Annotated in this window: 11 protein-coding genes; 4 read left to right on the top strand and 7 right to left on the bottom strand. The window is 62.7% G+C overall.

Annotated elements, in window-relative coordinates:
* Window positions 1-28 precede the first annotated feature (28 nt).
* Window positions 29-1924, bottom strand: coding sequence for a phosphodiesterase DibA (gene dibA, locus ACIPZH_RS22535; protein ID WP_400637918.1), 1896 nt, complete (start codon window positions 1922-1924; stop codon window positions 29-31).
* A 146-nt stretch (window positions 1925-2070) separates the two neighbouring features.
* Here dibA and desA point away from each other — a divergent pair, with 146 nt between their 5' ends.
* On the top strand, window positions 2071-3255 hold the full coding sequence (gene desA / locus ACIPZH_RS22540) for a delta-9 fatty acid desaturase DesA (RefSeq protein ID WP_349976001.1): 1185 nt from the start codon (window positions 2071-2073) through the stop codon (window positions 3253-3255).
* A 141-nt stretch (window positions 3256-3396) separates the two neighbouring features.
* Complete coding sequence (locus tag ACIPZH_RS22545) at window positions 3397-4383, top strand: GGDEF domain-containing protein (protein ID WP_400637949.1); 987 nt, start codon at window positions 3397-3399, stop codon at window positions 4381-4383.
* Window positions 4384-4415: 32 nt separating this feature from the next.
* Here ACIPZH_RS22545 and ACIPZH_RS22550 read toward each other — a convergent pair whose 3' ends face one another.
* The 3 genes from ACIPZH_RS22550 to gabD all read right to left on the bottom strand — a co-directional run bounded on the left by ACIPZH_RS22550 (window position 4416) and on the right by gabD (window position 8714).
* A complete protein-coding gene (locus ACIPZH_RS22550; RefSeq protein ID WP_400637920.1) occupies window positions 4416-5678 on the bottom strand; it encodes an HDOD domain-containing protein in 1263 nt (420 codons plus the stop codon).
* A gap of 137 nt (window positions 5679-5815) precedes the next feature.
* Complete coding sequence (gene gabT, locus ACIPZH_RS22555) at window positions 5816-7093, bottom strand: 4-aminobutyrate--2-oxoglutarate transaminase (RefSeq protein WP_039601890.1); 1278 nt, start codon at window positions 7091-7093, stop codon at window positions 5816-5818.
* 178 nt (window positions 7094-7271) lie between these two features.
* Window positions 7272-8714: an NADP-dependent succinate-semialdehyde dehydrogenase gene (gene gabD, locus ACIPZH_RS22560; protein WP_349976004.1), complete on the bottom strand. Its 1443-nt coding sequence runs from the start codon at window positions 8712-8714 to the stop codon at window positions 7272-7274.
* A gap of 342 nt (window positions 8715-9056) precedes the next feature.
* On the opposite strand from gabD, the gene ACIPZH_RS22565 reads away from it, so the two are divergent.
* Both ACIPZH_RS22565 and ACIPZH_RS22570 read left to right on the top strand, forming a co-directional pair.
* Complete coding sequence (locus ACIPZH_RS22565) at window positions 9057-10742, top strand: GspE/PulE family protein (RefSeq protein WP_400637921.1); 1686 nt, start codon at window positions 9057-9059, stop codon at window positions 10740-10742.
* A gap of 89 nt (window positions 10743-10831) precedes the next feature.
* The gene (locus tag ACIPZH_RS22570) at window positions 10832-11146 is read left to right on the top strand and encodes a DUF2388 domain-containing protein (RefSeq protein WP_400629516.1); all 315 of its coding nucleotides are present in this window, start codon (window positions 10832-10834) and stop codon (window positions 11144-11146) included.
* A 34-nt stretch (window positions 11147-11180) separates the two neighbouring features.
* Here ACIPZH_RS22570 and gcvP read toward each other — a convergent pair whose 3' ends face one another.
* From gcvP to gcvT, 3 genes are all read right to left on the bottom strand, one after another.
* Entirely contained in the window at window positions 11181-14054 is a 2874-nt protein-coding gene (gene gcvP / locus ACIPZH_RS22575) for an aminomethyl-transferring glycine dehydrogenase (RefSeq protein ID WP_400637923.1), read from the bottom strand.
* A 131-nt stretch (window positions 14055-14185) separates the two neighbouring features.
* Window positions 14186-14569 (bottom strand): glycine cleavage system protein GcvH, encoded by a 384-nt coding sequence (gcvH, locus tag ACIPZH_RS22580; protein ID WP_241805491.1) that lies wholly within the window; start codon window positions 14567-14569, stop codon window positions 14186-14188.
* 47 nt (window positions 14570-14616) lie between these two features.
* Window positions 14617-15699, bottom strand: coding sequence for a glycine cleavage system aminomethyltransferase GcvT (gene gcvT / locus ACIPZH_RS22585; protein ID WP_241805490.1), 1083 nt, complete (start codon window positions 15697-15699; stop codon window positions 14617-14619).
* Between the last annotated feature and the right edge of the window lie 93 nt (window positions 15700-15792).

Genomic DNA, 15792 nt, shown 5'->3' on the forward strand with positions numbered 1-15792 from the left:
CCTGGGGGCGTCACCGTGCCGGACCTGCTCACTGCCAGCGCAAATCCTCGGCCGGCACGGGTCGCCCGAACCAGTAGCCCTGCCCCAGCTGGCACTGCTGCTCGAGCAGGAACCTGGCTTGCTCCGCCTGCTCGATGCCTTCAGCGTGCACCTGCATGCCCATGCTCCGCGCCAGGGCGATGATCACCCGCACGATGGCGACGTCATCGTCATCCATCGGCAAGCCGGCGACGAAGCCCTGGTCGATCTTCAGCTTCTGCACCGGCAGGCGCTTGAGCCGCAGCAACGACGAATAGCCGGTGCCAAAGTCGTCGATTGCCAGGTTCAAGCCCAGCTCACGCAACCGGTGCAGCTGCTCCAGCGCGACTTCAGGGTCTTCCATGACTGCACTCTCGGTCACCTCGACCTCCAGCAGCGACGGATCCAGGCCGGTCTCGTGCAACACACCGGCCACTTGCCGGTAAAGCTCACGCTGGCCGAACAGCCGGCTGGAAATGTTGACTGCGACGAACTCGAGCAGGCGCCCGTCAGCCTGCCAACTGACCATCTGCCGGCACGCCTCGCGCATTACCCAGGCGTCGATGTCGGCAATCAGCCCAGTACGCTCGGCGATAGGAATGAATTCGCTTGGCGGCACCAAGCCACGTTGCGGGTGCTGCCAACGCACCAGTGCCTCCACCCCCACCATCTTCGACGTGAACAGGTCGAACACCGGCTGGTAGAACACCCGCAGCTCGTCTTGGGCCAGCGCGCGGCGCAGTTCGCCTGCCGTTTCCACCCGGTGCTGGGCGTGCGCCGTCAGCTCTTCGGTGTACAGCGCGTAACAGGCGCGGCCATTGTGCTTGGCCTTGTACAGCGCCGAGTCGGCGTTGCGCAGCAGCTGTTCGGCGCTCAACGCATCGCTGGGGAACAGGCTGATGCCGACGCTGACGCTGATGAACAGCCGATGCCCATCGAACTCGAACGGTTCACGCATGCGTTCGATGAGGGCCTGTGCCAGTTTGCCGGCCTGGCCGACCTGCTGGCAGTTCTCCGCCAGCACACCGAACTCGTCACCGCCCAGGCGCGCCAAGGTCACACCATTGCCAACCACCTCGGCCAGACGCTCGCCTACCAGCTTGAGCAGCTGATCACCGATGGTGTGGCCTAGCCCATCGTTGATGCTCTGGAAGTGGTCCAGATCGAGCAGCAACAACGCACATCCACGCTTGTTGGCCTGTGCCGAAGCCAGTGCCTGCTCGGCCCGGTCGTTGAACAGCAAACGGTTGGGCAAGCCGGTAAGGGGGTCGTGGTGGGCCAGGTAGGCCAGTTCCTGCTCGGTATGCTTGATTGCGCTGATATCGCTGAATACCGCGACATAATGGGTCAGCTCGCCGGCATCGTCGTGAATGGCACGGATCGTCTGCCATTGCGGGTAGATTTCACCACTCTTGCGCCGGTTCCATATCTCCCCGCTCCACTCGCCCTTCTCTGCCAGGGTGGCATAAATCTGCTGATAGAACGGCACGCCGTGCCGGCCGGACTTGAACTTGCTCGGGCGCTGGCCGAGCACTTCATCCTGCTGGTAGCCGGTGATCCGCATGAACGCGCGGTTGACGTGCACGATCAGCCCTTGGCGGTCGGTGACCAGCACGCCCTCCAGGGTACAGTCGAACACGGCTGCGGCCATGCGCAGACGGGCGCGGTCCTCGCTGCGAAGACGTGCGCCGACGCCGATGAAATTGAGCAGACGGGCCCGGGTGAAGAAAATCAGCGCCGCGCTGGCCAGCACCCAAAGGACAACATTGATCTGCCGCCCTACGGCCAAGGCCAGGGGATCTTCAGACATACTGCGCAAAACCACCTCTGACAGTACCAGCCAGAGGATCGAGAGCACCAGATACAGCGCGGCCATGCGCAAGGCGTCGCGAACGGAAACAGACATGTCGGCAACAAAAGTCCATGAAAAATGATGGGGCATTATAGAGCCAGAAACATGCAGTGACGTCCTATCTGAAAGGGTGACTGGTTTTATTTCCCTACCAAGGGATAATCAGGCCTTTCCCTGTTTCTTCGAGGGCTTTCACACCTATGTGGTATTACGGTCTGCTCGACTTGTCGGCCTGGCAACTGGTTGGCGTTACCCTGCTGATGACTCACGTGACCATCATCAGTGTCACCATCTACCTGCACCGCTACTCGGCCCACCGCGCCCTGGAGCTCAATGGCGCGCTCAAGCACTTCTTCCGCTTCTGGCTGTGGCTGACCACGGCGCAGAACACCCGCGAGTGGACAGCCGTTCACCGCAAGCACCACGCCAAGTGCGAAACCCCGGACGACCCGCACAGCCCGGTGCACAAAGGCCTGGGCACGGTGCTGCGCAAGGGCGCCGAACTCTACCGGGAAGAAGCGCTCAACCCCGAAACCCTGCGGATCTATGGCAAAAATTGCCCGGACGACTGGATCGAACGCAACCTCTACTCACGCTACAAACATGGCGGTATCGCCCTGCTGGCAGTGCTCGACCTGCTGCTGTTCGGCACCATCGGCATCACCATCTGGGCGGTGCAGATGATGTGGATTCCGTTCTGGGCAGCGGGGGTGGTCAACGGCTTGGGCCATGCGGTGGGCTACCGCAACTTCGAGTGCCGTGACGCGGCGACCAACCTGGTGCCATGGGGCATCGTCATCGGTGGCGAAGAACTGCACAACAATCACCACACCTACCCCAACTCGGCCAAGCTGTCGGTCAAGCGCTGGGAGTTCGATATGGGCTGGGCCTGGATACGCCTGTTGTGCCTGCTGCGCCTGGCCAAAGTGCAACGCGTGGCCCCCATCGCCCACCGCGTCGAGGGCAAGGCCAACCTGGACATGGACACCACCATGGCCATCCTCAACAACCGCTTCCAGATCATGGCCCAATACCGCAAGCTGGTGATCGGCCCGCTGGTCAAGCAGGAACTGGCCAAGGTCGACGCCTCGGTACGCCATCGCTTCCGCCGGGCCAAACGCCTGCTGTCGCGGGAACCCAGCCTGCTCGAAGAGCGTCACCATGTGCGCATCGAGTCCCTGCTGGCGCAGAGCCAGGCACTCAAGACCATCTATGAAAAGCGTTTGGCCTTGCAGCAGATCTGGGCCCGTACCAGCGCCAACGGCCACGACATGCTCGCCGCCATGAAAGACTGGGTACACGAGGCGGAGGCCAGTGGCATTCATGCACTGCACGACTTTGCAGCGCAATTGAAAACCTACTCCCTGCGCCCGCACGGCGCCTGACCACCGTTGATCGGCACGCCCTGCAACGGGGCGTGCTTGCTGGAACTTCCCCTCTGAAAAACCACTCAAACCCGGCACATCGCCCGCGTGGCGGGCCGGTCTGTGGCCGCACGCTTACCCGTCGAGAGCCACTCCGTGCACATGGCCAAGAACATCCATCCAACGCTGCCCGGCAATTCAGCTCCCGAGGCAGCCCAAACACTGCTGGCCTTGCTGCATGCCCAAGGCGAAGTGGCTCGCCTGAGCGAACGTGAACAGCTCTACAGCTCGTTGCTCGACAGCGTCAATGCGGTGCTCTGGGCGTTCGACTGGGAAACACGCCAGGTGCTCTACGTCAGCCCCGCCTACGAGCGCATTTTCGGCCGGCCTACCAGCCTGGTGTTGGCCGACTTCAACGAATGGCGCGATAGCATCTACCCCGATGACCTGGAGTACGCCGAGCGCAGCCTGACCCAGGTGCTGATCAAAGGCGCGGTTGAAGACCGCGAATACCGCATCCTCAATGCAAACGGCCAAGTGCGCTGGCTGAGTGACAAGTGCTACATCAACCAGCAGCATGAAGGTGAGCGGGTGATCATCGTCGGCATTGCCGAGGACATCACCGAAAAGAAGCAGCTTGAAGGCGAACTGCATCGCCTGGCCACCACCGACGTGCTGACCCAAAGCAGCAACCGTCGGCACTTTTTCGAATGTGCAGGCCAAGCCTTCGACAACGCACGCGAAGACGGCACACCCCTGGCATTCCTGCTGCTGGATATCGACGATTTCAAGCAGATCAACGACAGCTATGGCCATCAGGAAGGCGATCAGGTGCTGCAACGCATCGCCGACAGCGGCAAGGCGGTGCTGCGCCGCGGCGACCTGTTCGGGCGTATTGGTGGCGAGGAGTTTGCTGCGGTGTTCCCCGGCTGCAATGCGCAGGTCGCCGAGCAGATCGCCGAGCGCCTGCAGCGCGAGATTCAGCGGCTGAGCTTCAGCCATGGCGAGCAGGTGTATGGCGTGACGGTAAGCCAGGGGCTGACCGGGCTCACGGATGAGGATGACTCACTGGACAGCCTCTTCGCCCGGGCTGATGCGGCGATGTACCGGGCCAAGCGGCAGGGCAAGAACCAGATCGTGCGGGGCTGAACCATTGGGTGCGCACAGCGGCACCCAAAAACTCAGTTACGTACCCCCTCCTCAGCCACAGGCGGTTCTTGCTCCTGCGGTTTTACCTCTGGATTCTCCACCTTGCGCAACCGGCTCAATTGCGCCAACCCAACCTTGAGCAAGCGCGCGGTCTTGCTCTCGGCAACCCTCTCCAACCCTTGGCTCGCCGGCAGTCGCGCCAGTTGCCCGGCCAGGTTCATGGCCAGGATCTCCCGGGAATAAACCCCACCACCCAACTGATAGATTGCCGCGATCAGCTCGCGCAGGCCCAGCGGCAAGCGCCAGCGGGTTCGCAGTGCCGAGCCGAACGCTGCACCGAAGTCGCTCAGTGACGCCTGCACCAGGCCATCGTGCAGTTCCCCACCGGCCAGCCGCCATTCCTGCAGGCAGCGCAGCACCGCAAGGTCACCCAGGCAGTGCAGCAGCCCGGCGCAGTAACACAGCTCTTCGTCGAGTTCGAGCATGCGCGCCAGCGAACGCGCGTATTCGGCGGTATGCAGCGACAAGTTCCAGAAATGCGCCGCCTGCTGCGCCAGCAGCGGATCGGTCAGGCGGGCGCTGCGCTTGAGGGCCAGGCCCAAGATCAGGTTCATGCTCTGCGTGCTGCCAAGCTTGTTCAGGGCTTGTAGCAAGGTCTGCACCGGTGCATCGCGGTGCAGGGCAGCACTGTTGGCGGCAGCGATCAGTACGGCAGTCACCTGCGGGTCGTTGCGCACCTCCTCTTCGAGCACCTTGAGGTCCAGCCCCTGAGGGTTCAGCGCGCGCTTGATCGCCACCTGCACATCCGCGAACAGCGGCCCGCCATCGGCGGTGGCGCGGCGCTGCTCAAGGAAGGCCGGCAGGCTTGCCCCAGGCTGCAACGGCGGCACCGGGCAGGCAATTTGCTCACCCACTTCAAGCAGCAGCTCTTCCAGACGCTTGCGCAGGTTGTCCATGTTCAGTGGCTTGCTCAGGTAAGCCGTGGGGTGCAGCGGCAGCGCCTCACGCACGCTGGCACTGTCACTGCGGCTGCTCATGAGAATGAACGGCAACCCCGGCCCCTTGGCGCGCACCTTGCGCAACAGGTCCAGGCCATCGACACCTGCAAGCTCACGGGCGGCGATGATCAGGTCAGGCTTGCTGGCCAATGCCGTGAGCGCCTGGGAGCCATCGGCGCATACCTGCAGCCGGGCATCACAGCGCACGCTGAGCAACATCTCACGCAGCATGTCGCGCACCCAAGGGTCGCCTTCGGCAATCAGTACGCAAGGTGGGGTGGGGTCTGCAGCGCTCATGGCCAACTCCTGAATATCCCTGACACGCAATCCGTTGCAGCTTCCAAGGCAAGTCCTGTGACAACCATAGCGCCACAGCCCTTTGTTAGGCACAAAAAAAACCCGCCTAGGCGGGTTTTTTTATGAAGCCTGTCACATCAGGCCAGTTCAGCGAAGCACTCTTCGATGATGGCCAGGCCCTTGTCGAGCAGCTCATCTTCGGCGGTCAGCGGAACCAGGATACGCAGGACGTTGCCGTAGGTGCCGCAGGACAGCAGGATCAGGCCCTTGTCGCGCGCTTTGGCAACCACTTGAGCAACGGCGGCGGCGTTCGGCGTGTGGGTGCCTTTTTCGAAGACTTCCACAGCGATCATCGAACCCAGACCACGGACATCGCCAATGATCGGGTGCTTTTCCTGGATCTTGCGCAGGCCGGTGGTCAGGTGCTCACCTACTGCCTTGCTGCGGTCCAGCAGCTTCTCTTCCTCGAACACCTGAATCACGGCCAGAGCCGCGGCGCAGGCGATCGGCGAACCGGCGTAAGTACCGCCCAGGCCGCCCGGAGCGATGGCGTCCATGATCTCGGCCTTGCCGCAAACGCCGGCCAGCGGGAAACCGCCAGCAATGGATTTGGCGAAGGTGGTCAGGTCCGGCGCTACACCCATCTGTTCCATGGCGAAGAAGGTGCCGGTACGGCCAGCGCCAGTCTGTACTTCGTCGGCGATCAGCAGAATACCGTGCTGGTCGCACAGGGCGCGCAGGCGCTTCATCAGCTCTTTAGGCGCTGGCAGGAAGCCGCCTTCGCCCTGTACCGGCTCGAGGATGATCGCGGCGATGTCGCGCGGCTCGGCGTCGTTCTTGAAGATGCGCTCGACCGAAGCGATGGCGTCGTCAACGCTGACCCCGTGCAGTTCGCTCGGGAACAGGGCGCGGAAGATGCCGCCAGGCATCAGGCCCATGCCAGCGGAGTACGGTACAACCTTGCCGGTCAGGCCCAAGGTCATCATGGTGCGGCCGTGATAGCCGCCGGTGAAGGCGATCACGCCAGCACGGCCAGTGGCGGCACGGGCGATTTTCACGGCGTTCTCAACGGCTTCGGAGCCGGTGGAAACCAGCAGGGTCTTCTTGTCGAAGTCACCTGGGACCAGTTTGTTGATCTTCTCGCACAGCTCTACGTAAGGCTCGTAAGCCAGTACCTGGAAGCAGGTGTGGCTGACTTTGGTCAGCTGCTCTTGAACAGCGGCAACCACTTTAGGGTGCAGATGGCCGGTGTTCAGGACTGCGATGCCGCCGGCGAAGTCGATCAGTTCGCGGCCTTCAACGTCGATCACGGTCGAGTTCTTCGCGCTTTCGACGAAGATCGGGTGGATCTGGCCTACGCCACGCGGGACGGCGGCTACACGACGTTGCATCAAGGATTCGTTGGTCTTGCTCATAATGCCCTCATTTGCGCCGATCAGCGGCGCTTTTATTCGGGGGTGGCTGGGAGTGCTCGCGAACAGTATTCGTTGATCGACTGCCGTGAACGCCCTGGCCACCAGGTGCTGCGATGTCAAAAAAGCCAGCGAGACGTCGCTCTCGCGCCCCGCTGGCAGAGGTAAAGCCTTTAGCGCATCAGACGCTGATGCACAGGTACTTGATTTCGAGGTAGTCCTCGATACCGTACTTGGAACCTTCACGGCCCAGGCCCGAAGCCTTGATACCGCCAAACGGCGCGACTTCGTTGGAGATCAGGCCGGTGTTGATACCCACCATGCCGTATTCCAGCGCCTCGGCAACACGGAACACACGGCTCATGTCGCGGGCATAGAAGTACGAGGCCAGGCCGAACTCGGTGTCGTTGGACATGGCGATGACTTCGGCCTCGTCCTTGAAGCGGAACAGCGGCGCCAGCGGGCCGAAGGTCTCTTCCTTGGCGACGGCAGCGGTCTTCGGCACGTCGACCAGAATGGTCGGCTCGAAGAAGTTGCCTTCGATCAGCTTGCCACCGGACAGCACCTTGGCGCCTTTGGAGACGGCGTCCTCGATGTGCTCCTGAACCTTGGCGACGGCCTTGCCATCGATCAGCGGGCCGGTGGTGGTGCCGTCGTCCAGGCCGTTACCGATCTTCAGCTTGGCCACAGCGGCCTTGAGCTTCTCGGCGAAGGCATCGTAGACGCCGTCCTGCACGTAGATACGGTTGGCGCAAACGCAGGTCTGGCCGTTGTTGCGGTATTTGGAGATGATCGCGCCTTCTACCGCCTTGTCCAGGTCGGCATCGTCGAACACGATGAACGGGGCGTTGCCACCCAGCTCCAGGGAAACCTTCTTGATGTCCTTGGCACATTCTTCCATCAGCTGGCGACCGATTTCGGTCGAGCCGGTGAAGGACAGTTTGCGCACCAGGGAGTTGCCGGTCAGCTCGCCGCCGACTTCGCCAGCGCTGCCGGTCACCACGCTCAGCACACCAGCCGGGATGCCGGCACGGGTAGCCAGCTCGACCAGGGCCAGGGCAGAGTAAGGGGTTTGCGAAGCAGGCTTGAGCACCATGGTGCAGCCAGCGGCCAGGGCCGGGCCGGCTTTACGGGTGATCATCGCCGCCGGGAAGTTCCACGGGGTGATGGCCGCGGTAACACCGATCGGCTGCTTGATGACGATCAGGCGCTTGTCAGGCTGGTGGCCTGGGATGGTATCACCGTAAACGCGCTTGGCTTCTTCGGCGAACCACTCGATGAACGAGGCTGCGTAAGCGATTTCGCCTTTGGCTTCGGCCAGTGGCTTGCCTTGTTCGGTGGTCATCAGGCGAGCCAGGTCGTCCTGGTTCTCGATCATCAGTTCGAACCAGCGGCGCAGCTTGTTCGAGCGCTCTTTGGCGGTCAGAGCACGCCAGGCCGGCAGGGCCTTGTCGGCAGCTTCGATGGCGCGGCGGGTTTCCGCAGTGCCCATCTTCGGCACGGTACCGATGACTTCACCTGTGGCCGGGTTGGTCACATTGATGGTCTGGCCGCTGTCCGCATCCAGCCATTCACCATTGATGAAGGCTTGCTGGCGGAACAACTGAGCGTCTTTGAGCTGCATGTCGGCTTCCCGAATTGTTGATTGTTGAAAAGCGCCCAAGGCAGGGCATCGAGCGTTTGAAATCTCAAACGAATGCTAAGCGGCTGCTGGGGTATAGGACAATAGGCTGTTCGAAAAAAAGAACGAATGGTTGCACAGCCCATCTGAAAGCCCCCGGCAGCGCCCCGTATAGGGTAGACGACGGCGCGCAGCTCCAAGGTGATGGGAGTACCAGCCGACACCACTCTGCGCACGACAGTACTACGACCAGCCCGGCAAGATCCCGAAACCTTTCACCCACGCTCGAACCCGCCCACCCGGCTAGCCTTGATCAGGACCTCATAACCTGGCACGGACGCCGCCATGCACAACCCTGACGATCAATCCCTCGACCTCAAACGCGTACTGGACACGTTGCAAGCCGACCAGCTCCTGAGCGCCAGCGACGCCTGGCAAGTACTCGAATACGCCAACGCACGGCCACCTTGCCATCCGCTCGAAGCCGTAGCGGCGCTGGAACTCCAAGACCGCCGGCACCCCGGCCAGCGCCTGCACCTGGACAGCCTGTGCCAATGGCTCGCCAGAACAGTCGGCCAGCCCTATGAACGTATCGACCCACTGCAACTCGACCTGTCCAAGGTCAACGGGCTGATATCGCCAGCGTTCGCCCAGCGCCACGGCATACTCATCCTGGCCAGCGACAGCCTGGGCATCACCGTGGCCAGCGCGCAGCCTTACCAGTGTGACTGGCAAACCGATCTGGCCCGCAGCCTGGGCAAGCCGATCCGCCGCGTGTTCGCCAGCCCCCTGCAATTGCGCCAGGTGGGCCAGTCACTGTTTCGCCTTGCCCACTCGGTGCAAGGCGCCCAGCATCAGCAGTCGGCAAGCCTCGGTGAGCTCGAGCAATTGCTCGAGCAGGACAAGCGCCTGGGCAACGCCACGGCAGATGACGCGCATATCGTGCACATCGTCGACTGGCTGCTGCAGTACGCTGTCGAACAGCGCGCCAGCGACATCCATCTTGAGCCGCGCCGCGAGCAGGGCCGCTTGCGCTATCGCATAGACGGCCTCCTGCATACGGTCTACGCCTTCCCGGCCGGCGTCACCCTTGCGGTCGTCAGCCGCCTGAAGCACTTGGGCCGCATGGATGTCGCGGAGAAACGCCGCCCGCAGGATGGCCGCGTGAAGTGCAGCCTGCCAGGTGGCCGCGAAGTGGAGCTACGCCTGTCTACGCTGCCCACCCCCTTTGGCGAAAAGCTGGTGCTGCGGTTGTTCGACCCACAACAGCTACAGGAAGACTTCGACCGCCTGGGGCTGGAAGGTGAACAACTGCACCAGTGGCTGGCCCTGCTGCAACGCCGTCAAGGCATCCTGCTGGTCACCGGCCCTACCGGCTCAGGCAAGACCAGCACGCTTTACGCGAGCCTGAAGCAGTTGGCCACGCCCGAGGTCAACCTGTGCACCATCGAGGACCCGATCGAACGTCTGGAGCCGGCATTCAATCAACTGCAGGTGCAGCCCACACTGGACCTCAGCTTCGCCAACGGCGTACGCGCGCTGTTACGCCAAGACCCGGACATCATCATGATCGGCGAGATCCGTGATCGCGAGACGGCTCTGGTAGCCGTGCAAGCTGCCCTTACCGGGCACCTGGTGCTCTCGACGCTGCACACCGACGACAGCTGTGCTGCCATTACCCGCCTGTTGGAGCTTGGCGTGCCCGATTACCTGATCAAGGCCTCCCTCGGTGGGGTGATGGCGCAGCGCTTGGTGCGCTTGATTTGCCGTGAGTGCCAGCGCCGCGCAGCATCGGCCAGCGGCCAGCCTTGCCTGATGTGTCGGGGCACCGGCTTTCATGGCCGAACGGGCTTGTTCGAGCTGCTGGTGCCGAGCGAAAACCTACGCGCCCGGATAGGCGCTGGGGCGGACCTTGCCAGCTTGCGGCTACAGGCGTTGAGCGAAGGGTTGCTGGACCTGAAACGCTGCGGGGAAGCCAAAGTGGCCCGTGGGCTGACCTGCCAAGAGGAAGTGCTGCGGGTCTGCGCGTGAGCAAAAAATCCTTGTTTTCGAGGAACTTGCGCCCCGCAGGCACAATCAAATCGGGCTCCATCAGCCCTCACCCTTCGAGGTGTTTCATCATGCGTCTCCCAACCGCCATCGCAGCCGCTGCCCTGCTTTCGCTGCCCATTGGCTCCGCCATGGCCGATACCTTCTGGCGCAACGTGATTTCTTCCGGCGCGACCACGGCATCGACCTACCTGACCTCCAAAGATCACAAGTTGGTCGTCGCGGCGCAGGAAGACGCCGGCAGCTTCGTGGCCAGTGAAGGTGCTATTCGTGGGCCGTTCCTGGAGGCGGCAATGCGCCAGGTGCGGGCTGAGAACCCAGGCATGCAAGCCAGCGACATGGAACTGGCAAATGCCATCCTGGCGAAGAATGCGATAGTCGAGTAAGGCCCTGGGGCTGCCGTGCAGCCCCGGTTTCAACTCAGCGATACGCCTCCACCGGTACACACGCACAAAAAAGATTCCTGTCCCCGTACACATTGTCGACCCGGTTCACTGCTGGCCAGTACTTGTGCTGGCGCACGTGAGCGCTGGGGGCCACCGCCTGCTCAAGACTGTAAGGCCGGTTCCACGGCGCCAGCACATCGGCCAGGGTATGCGGGGCATGTTTGAGCGGATTGTCTTGCGCCGGCCAGTGACCCTCTTGCACCTCCTCGATCTCCGCGCGGATCGCCAGCATGGCTTCGACGAACCGGTCCAGCTCGGCTTTGGACTCGCTCTCTGTCGGTTCGATCATCAAGGTCCCAGGAACCGGGAACGACATGGTGGGGGCATGGAAGCCATAGTCCATCAGGCGCTTGGCCACATCCTCTTCCGTTATCCCGGTAATGGCCTTGAGCGGCCGCAGGTCAAGGATGCACTCATGTGCCACCCGCTGGTTTCGGCCTCTGTAAAGCACCGGGAAGGCACCCTCGAGCTGCCTGGCCAGGTAGTTGGCCGACAGGATGGCCACTTCGCTCGCATCGGCCAGTTGCGGCCCCATCATGGCGATGTACATCCAGCTGATCGGCAAGATGCTCGCACTGCCCCAGGGCGCGGCGCTGACCGCGCTGTTGTTCGGGTCCAGGCCCGGCACCGGCACCACCGGATGACTGGCGACGAACGGCTTGAGGTGCGCGCGGATGCCAATCGGCCCCATGCCGGGGCCCCCGCCGCCGTGCGGGATGCAGAACGTCTTGTGCAGGTTCATGTGCGAGACATCGGCGCCAATGTCGGCCGGCCGCGTGAGGCCGACCTGGGCATTGAGGTTGGCGCCGTCCATGTATACCTGCCCGCCCTGCTTATGAACGACTTCACAGATGTCCCGTATGTCCTCCTCATACACACCATGGGTCGACGGGTAGGTAACCATCAGGCAGGAAAGACGCTCGCCTGCAGCATGGGCCTTGGCCTTGAGGTCGCCAAGGTCAACGTTGCCGTGGTCATCGCAGTCGACGATCACCACTTCCATGCCTGCCATCTGCGCCGAAGCAGGGTTGGTGCCGTGGGCCGACGAAGGGATCAGGCACAGCGTGCGCTGGTGTTGATGACGGCTGCGGTGGTAACGGGTGATTGCCATCAGCCCGGCGTATTCGCCCTGGGCACCCGAGTTGGGCTGCATGCAGATGGCGTCGAAACCGGTAATAGCGCACAGCCAGCGCTCCAACTCGTCGATCATCGCTGTGTAACCCACGACCTGAGCTTCGGGCGCAAAGGGATGAAGCTGAGCGAACCCGGGCCAGGTAATGGGGATCATTTCGCTGGTGGCGTTGAGCTTCATGGTGCAGGAACCCAGCGGGATCATCGATTGGTTCAGCGCCAGGTCCTTGTTCTCCAGCTGCTTGAGGTAGCGCAGCATCTGCGTTTCGCTGTGATGCAGGTTGAACACAGGGTGGGAAAGGAACGGCGTGCGCCGTTGCAGCCCGGCGGGAATGCCGACTGCCAGGGCCTGCTGGTCAAGCGCGGTAACCTCAAGGCCGTGATCCACGCCAAGGAAGATGTCGAACAGCTGAAGCACGGTGTCTTCGCTGCACGTTTCGTCCAGGCTCACACCCAGGTGGCCGCGGCCCAGAATGCGCAAGTTGATGCACGCCGCTTGCGCACTTTCGATGATGGCCGCCTGGGCACCGCCGACCTCCAGGGTAAGGGTGTCGAAGAAATGCTGGTTAAGGCGTTTGATGCCCTTGGCCTCAAGGCCGGCAGCCAACACGACAGTCAGCCGGTGCACGCGCTGCGCGATGCGCTGCAAGCCCTCAGGGCCGTGGTACACCGCGTAGAAACCGGCGATGTTGGCCAGCAGTACCTGCGCCGTGCAGATGTTGGAGTTGGCTTTTTCGCGGCGGATGTGTTGCTCGCGGGTCTGCAGGGCCATTCGCAGGGCGGTGTTGCCACGGGCGTCACGCGACACACCGATGATGCGCCCCGGCATCGCCCGCTTGTAGTCGTCACGGCAGGCAAAATAGGCCGCGTGCGGGCCGCCGTAGCCCATGGGCACGCCAAAGCGCTGGGTCGAGCCAAGCACCACGTCTGCACCAAGTTCACCCGGCGGCGTGAGCAGCACCAGGCTCAACAGGTCTGCGGCCACGCATGCCAGGGCATGCTGGTCGTGCAACTGGTCAATCAGCGGGCGCAGGTCACGCACTTCCCCATGGGTATCCGGGTACTGCAGCAACGCGCCGAATACCTGGTGCTGGGCAAGGTTATCCACAGTGTCGACGATCAGTTCGAAACCAAAACCTTCGGCCCGGGTTCGCAACACCGACAGTGTCTGCGGGTGGCAGTGTTCATCGGCAAAGAAAGCATTGCTCTTGTTGCGCGCCACACGTTTGGCCAAGGCCATGGCTTCGGCTGCGGCGGTGGCTTCATCGAGCAGTGAGGCATTGGCCAGGGCCAGGCCGCTCAGATCGATGACCATTTGCTGAAAGTTGAGCAGGGCTTCCAGCCGGCCTTGGGCGATTTCTGGCTGGTACGGCGTATAGGCGGTGTACCAGCCGGGGTTCTCCAGCACGTTGCGCAGGATGACGGTTGGCGTGACGGTGCCGTGGTACCCCATGCCGATCAGGCTGGTCCACACCTGGTTCTGCTCGGCATAACTGGCGAGCTTGGCCAACGCAGCCTGTTCATCCAAGGCGGCGGGCAGGTCGAGGTCGCGGTTGAAGCGGATATCCGGCGGGACGGTCTGCTCGATCAGCTCGCTGCGGCTGCTCAAGCCCAGGGCGCTGAGCATGGCCTGCTGCTCCGAGGCATCAGGCCCCAGGTGACGACGCAGGAATGGGTTGAGCTCTTGCAGTTGATGCAGGGACGGCGACTGGGACATGACGACGCTCTCTTCCTAGACCAGGCCTCGTGGAGACTTATAAGTCTAGGAAGGATTGCCGATACTGCGGGAAAACTTGCTTCGCCAGTACCGGCCTCATCGCTGGCAAGGCAGCGATGAGGCCAGCATGATCACTCGCCGATAGCGGCGCGGTAACCATCAGCATCCAGCAGCTTGTCCAGCTCGGCCTTGTCGCTTGGCTTGAGCTTGAAGATCCAGGCGCCGTAAGGGTCTTCGTTGAGCAGCTCCGGGTTGTCGGCCAGGTCTTCGTTGACCGCGATCACCTCGCCACCCACCGGGGCATAGATATCCGAAGCGGCCTTGACCGACTCGACCACGCCAGCCGCATCGCCGGCAGCGAATACTTTGCCAACCTCTGCCAGCTCCACGAACACCACATCACCCAGGGCCTCTTGAGCGTGGTCGCTGATGCCCACGGTCACAGTGCCGTCGGTTTCCAGGCGCGCCCACTCGTGGCTTTCGGCAAAACGCAGATCGGCGGGGATATTGCTCATGTCTTGTATTCCTCGATTGGGTCAGCGGTCGGCCCGCCGTTGATTGTTCAGATCAGAATCTTGCCGTGACGCACGAAGGTCGGTTTGACCACCCGCACCGGGTACCACTTGCCGCGGATCTCGACCTCGGCACGATCACCGGTGGCCATGGGTACACGCGCCAGGGCAATGGATTTGCTCAGCGTAGGAGAGAAACTACCACTGGTGATCTCCCCTTCGCCAATGCCGGCAACGCGAACCACCTGATGGGCGCGCAAAACACCGCGCTCCTCCAGCACCAGGCCGACCAATTTGTCCTGTACGCCGCGCTCGATTTCCGCCAGCAGGCCAGCGCGACCGATGAAATCGCGCTCGGCCGGCTCCCAGGCGATGCTCCAGCCCAGGTTGGAGGTAAGCGGGGTGTGGGCTTCGTCGATGTCCTGGCCGTACAGGTTCATGCCGGCTTCCAGGCGCAAGGTGTCGCGGGCGCCAAGGCCACTGGGGGCGATGCCAGCGCCGACCAGGTCGTTGAAGAAGGCCACGGCCTCATGGCCTGGCAGGATGATTTCCAACCCGTCTTCACCGGTATAGCCGGTGCGAGCAATGAACCAGTCGCCCTCGCTGATCCCTTCGAACGGGCGCAGCTCACGGATGAGCGCCGCGCGCGAAGCGCTGAGCAAGGCAGCGACCTTCTCGCGGGCCTGGGGGCCCTGGATGGCGAGAATGGCTAGGTCAGGGCGCACCTTGAATTCGGCCGAAAAGCCGCTACTGCGGGCCTCCAGCCACGCCAGTACGTTGGCGCGGGTAGCGGCATTGGTTATCAGCCGGTAGCCATTCTCCGTGCGGTAGACGATCAGGTCATCGATAACCCCGCCCTCGTCGTTGAGCAACGGGCTGTACAACGCCTTGCCGACACTCCCGAGGCGGGCAACGTCATTGGCCAGCAAACGCTGCAGCCAGACGGTGGCCTCGGTGCCATCGATGTCGATCACGGTCATGTGGGAAACATCGAACACCCCACAGTCACTGCGCACCTGATGGTGCTCTTCGACTTGCGAGCCGTAGTGCAGGGGCATGTCCCAGCCACCGAAATCGACTGTCTTGGCGCCTAGCGCCAGGTGCAAGTCGTACAAAAGCGTGCGCTGTCCCATGGGTTTCTCCTTCCGGGCGTGGCGAAGCGGCGGCGGTCGATGACGTTTGGTCGTCAGCTCTTCTTGTAGGACCCGTCGCGCGAATGCCGCGCA

Origin of the sequence: Pseudomonas sp. NPDC089758 (assembly GCF_044748705.1) — a bacterium.
Classification (GTDB): Bacteria; Pseudomonadota; Gammaproteobacteria; order Pseudomonadales; family Pseudomonadaceae; genus Aquipseudomonas; species Aquipseudomonas putida_X.

What these genes read in the sequence shown, in the direction of transcription:
- dibA (WP_400637918.1), bottom strand. Translation starts at nt 1,924, where the DNA reads ATGTCTGTTTCCGTTCGCGACGCCTTGCGCATGGCCGCGCTGTATCTG.
- desA (WP_349976001.1), top strand. Translation starts at nt 2,071, where the DNA reads ATGTGGTATTACGGTCTGCTCGACTTGTCGGCCTGGCAACTGGTTGGC.
- ACIPZH_RS22545 (WP_400637949.1), top strand. Translation starts at nt 3,397, where the DNA reads ATGGCCAAGAACATCCATCCAACGCTGCCCGGCAATTCAGCTCCCGAG.
- ACIPZH_RS22550 (WP_400637920.1), bottom strand. Translation starts at nt 5,678, where the DNA reads ATGAGCGCTGCAGACCCCACCCCACCTTGCGTACTGATTGCCGAAGGC.
- gabT (WP_039601890.1), bottom strand. Translation starts at nt 7,093, where the DNA reads ATGAGCAAGACCAACGAATCCTTGATGCAACGTCGTGTAGCCGCCGTC.
- gabD (WP_349976004.1), bottom strand. Translation starts at nt 8,714, where the DNA reads ATGCAGCTCAAAGACGCTCAGTTGTTCCGCCAGCAAGCCTTCATCAAT.
- ACIPZH_RS22565 (WP_400637921.1), top strand. Translation starts at nt 9,057, where the DNA reads ATGCACAACCCTGACGATCAATCCCTCGACCTCAAACGCGTACTGGAC.
- ACIPZH_RS22570 (WP_400629516.1), top strand. Translation starts at nt 10,832, where the DNA reads ATGCGTCTCCCAACCGCCATCGCAGCCGCTGCCCTGCTTTCGCTGCCC.
- gcvP (WP_400637923.1), bottom strand. Translation starts at nt 14,054, where the DNA reads ATGTCCCAGTCGCCGTCCCTGCATCAACTGCAAGAGCTCAACCCATTC.
- gcvH (WP_241805491.1), bottom strand. Translation starts at nt 14,569, where the DNA reads ATGAGCAATATCCCCGCCGATCTGCGTTTTGCCGAAAGCCACGAGTGG.
- gcvT (WP_241805490.1), bottom strand. Translation starts at nt 15,699, where the DNA reads ATGGGACAGCGCACGCTTTTGTACGACTTGCACCTGGCGCTAGGCGCC.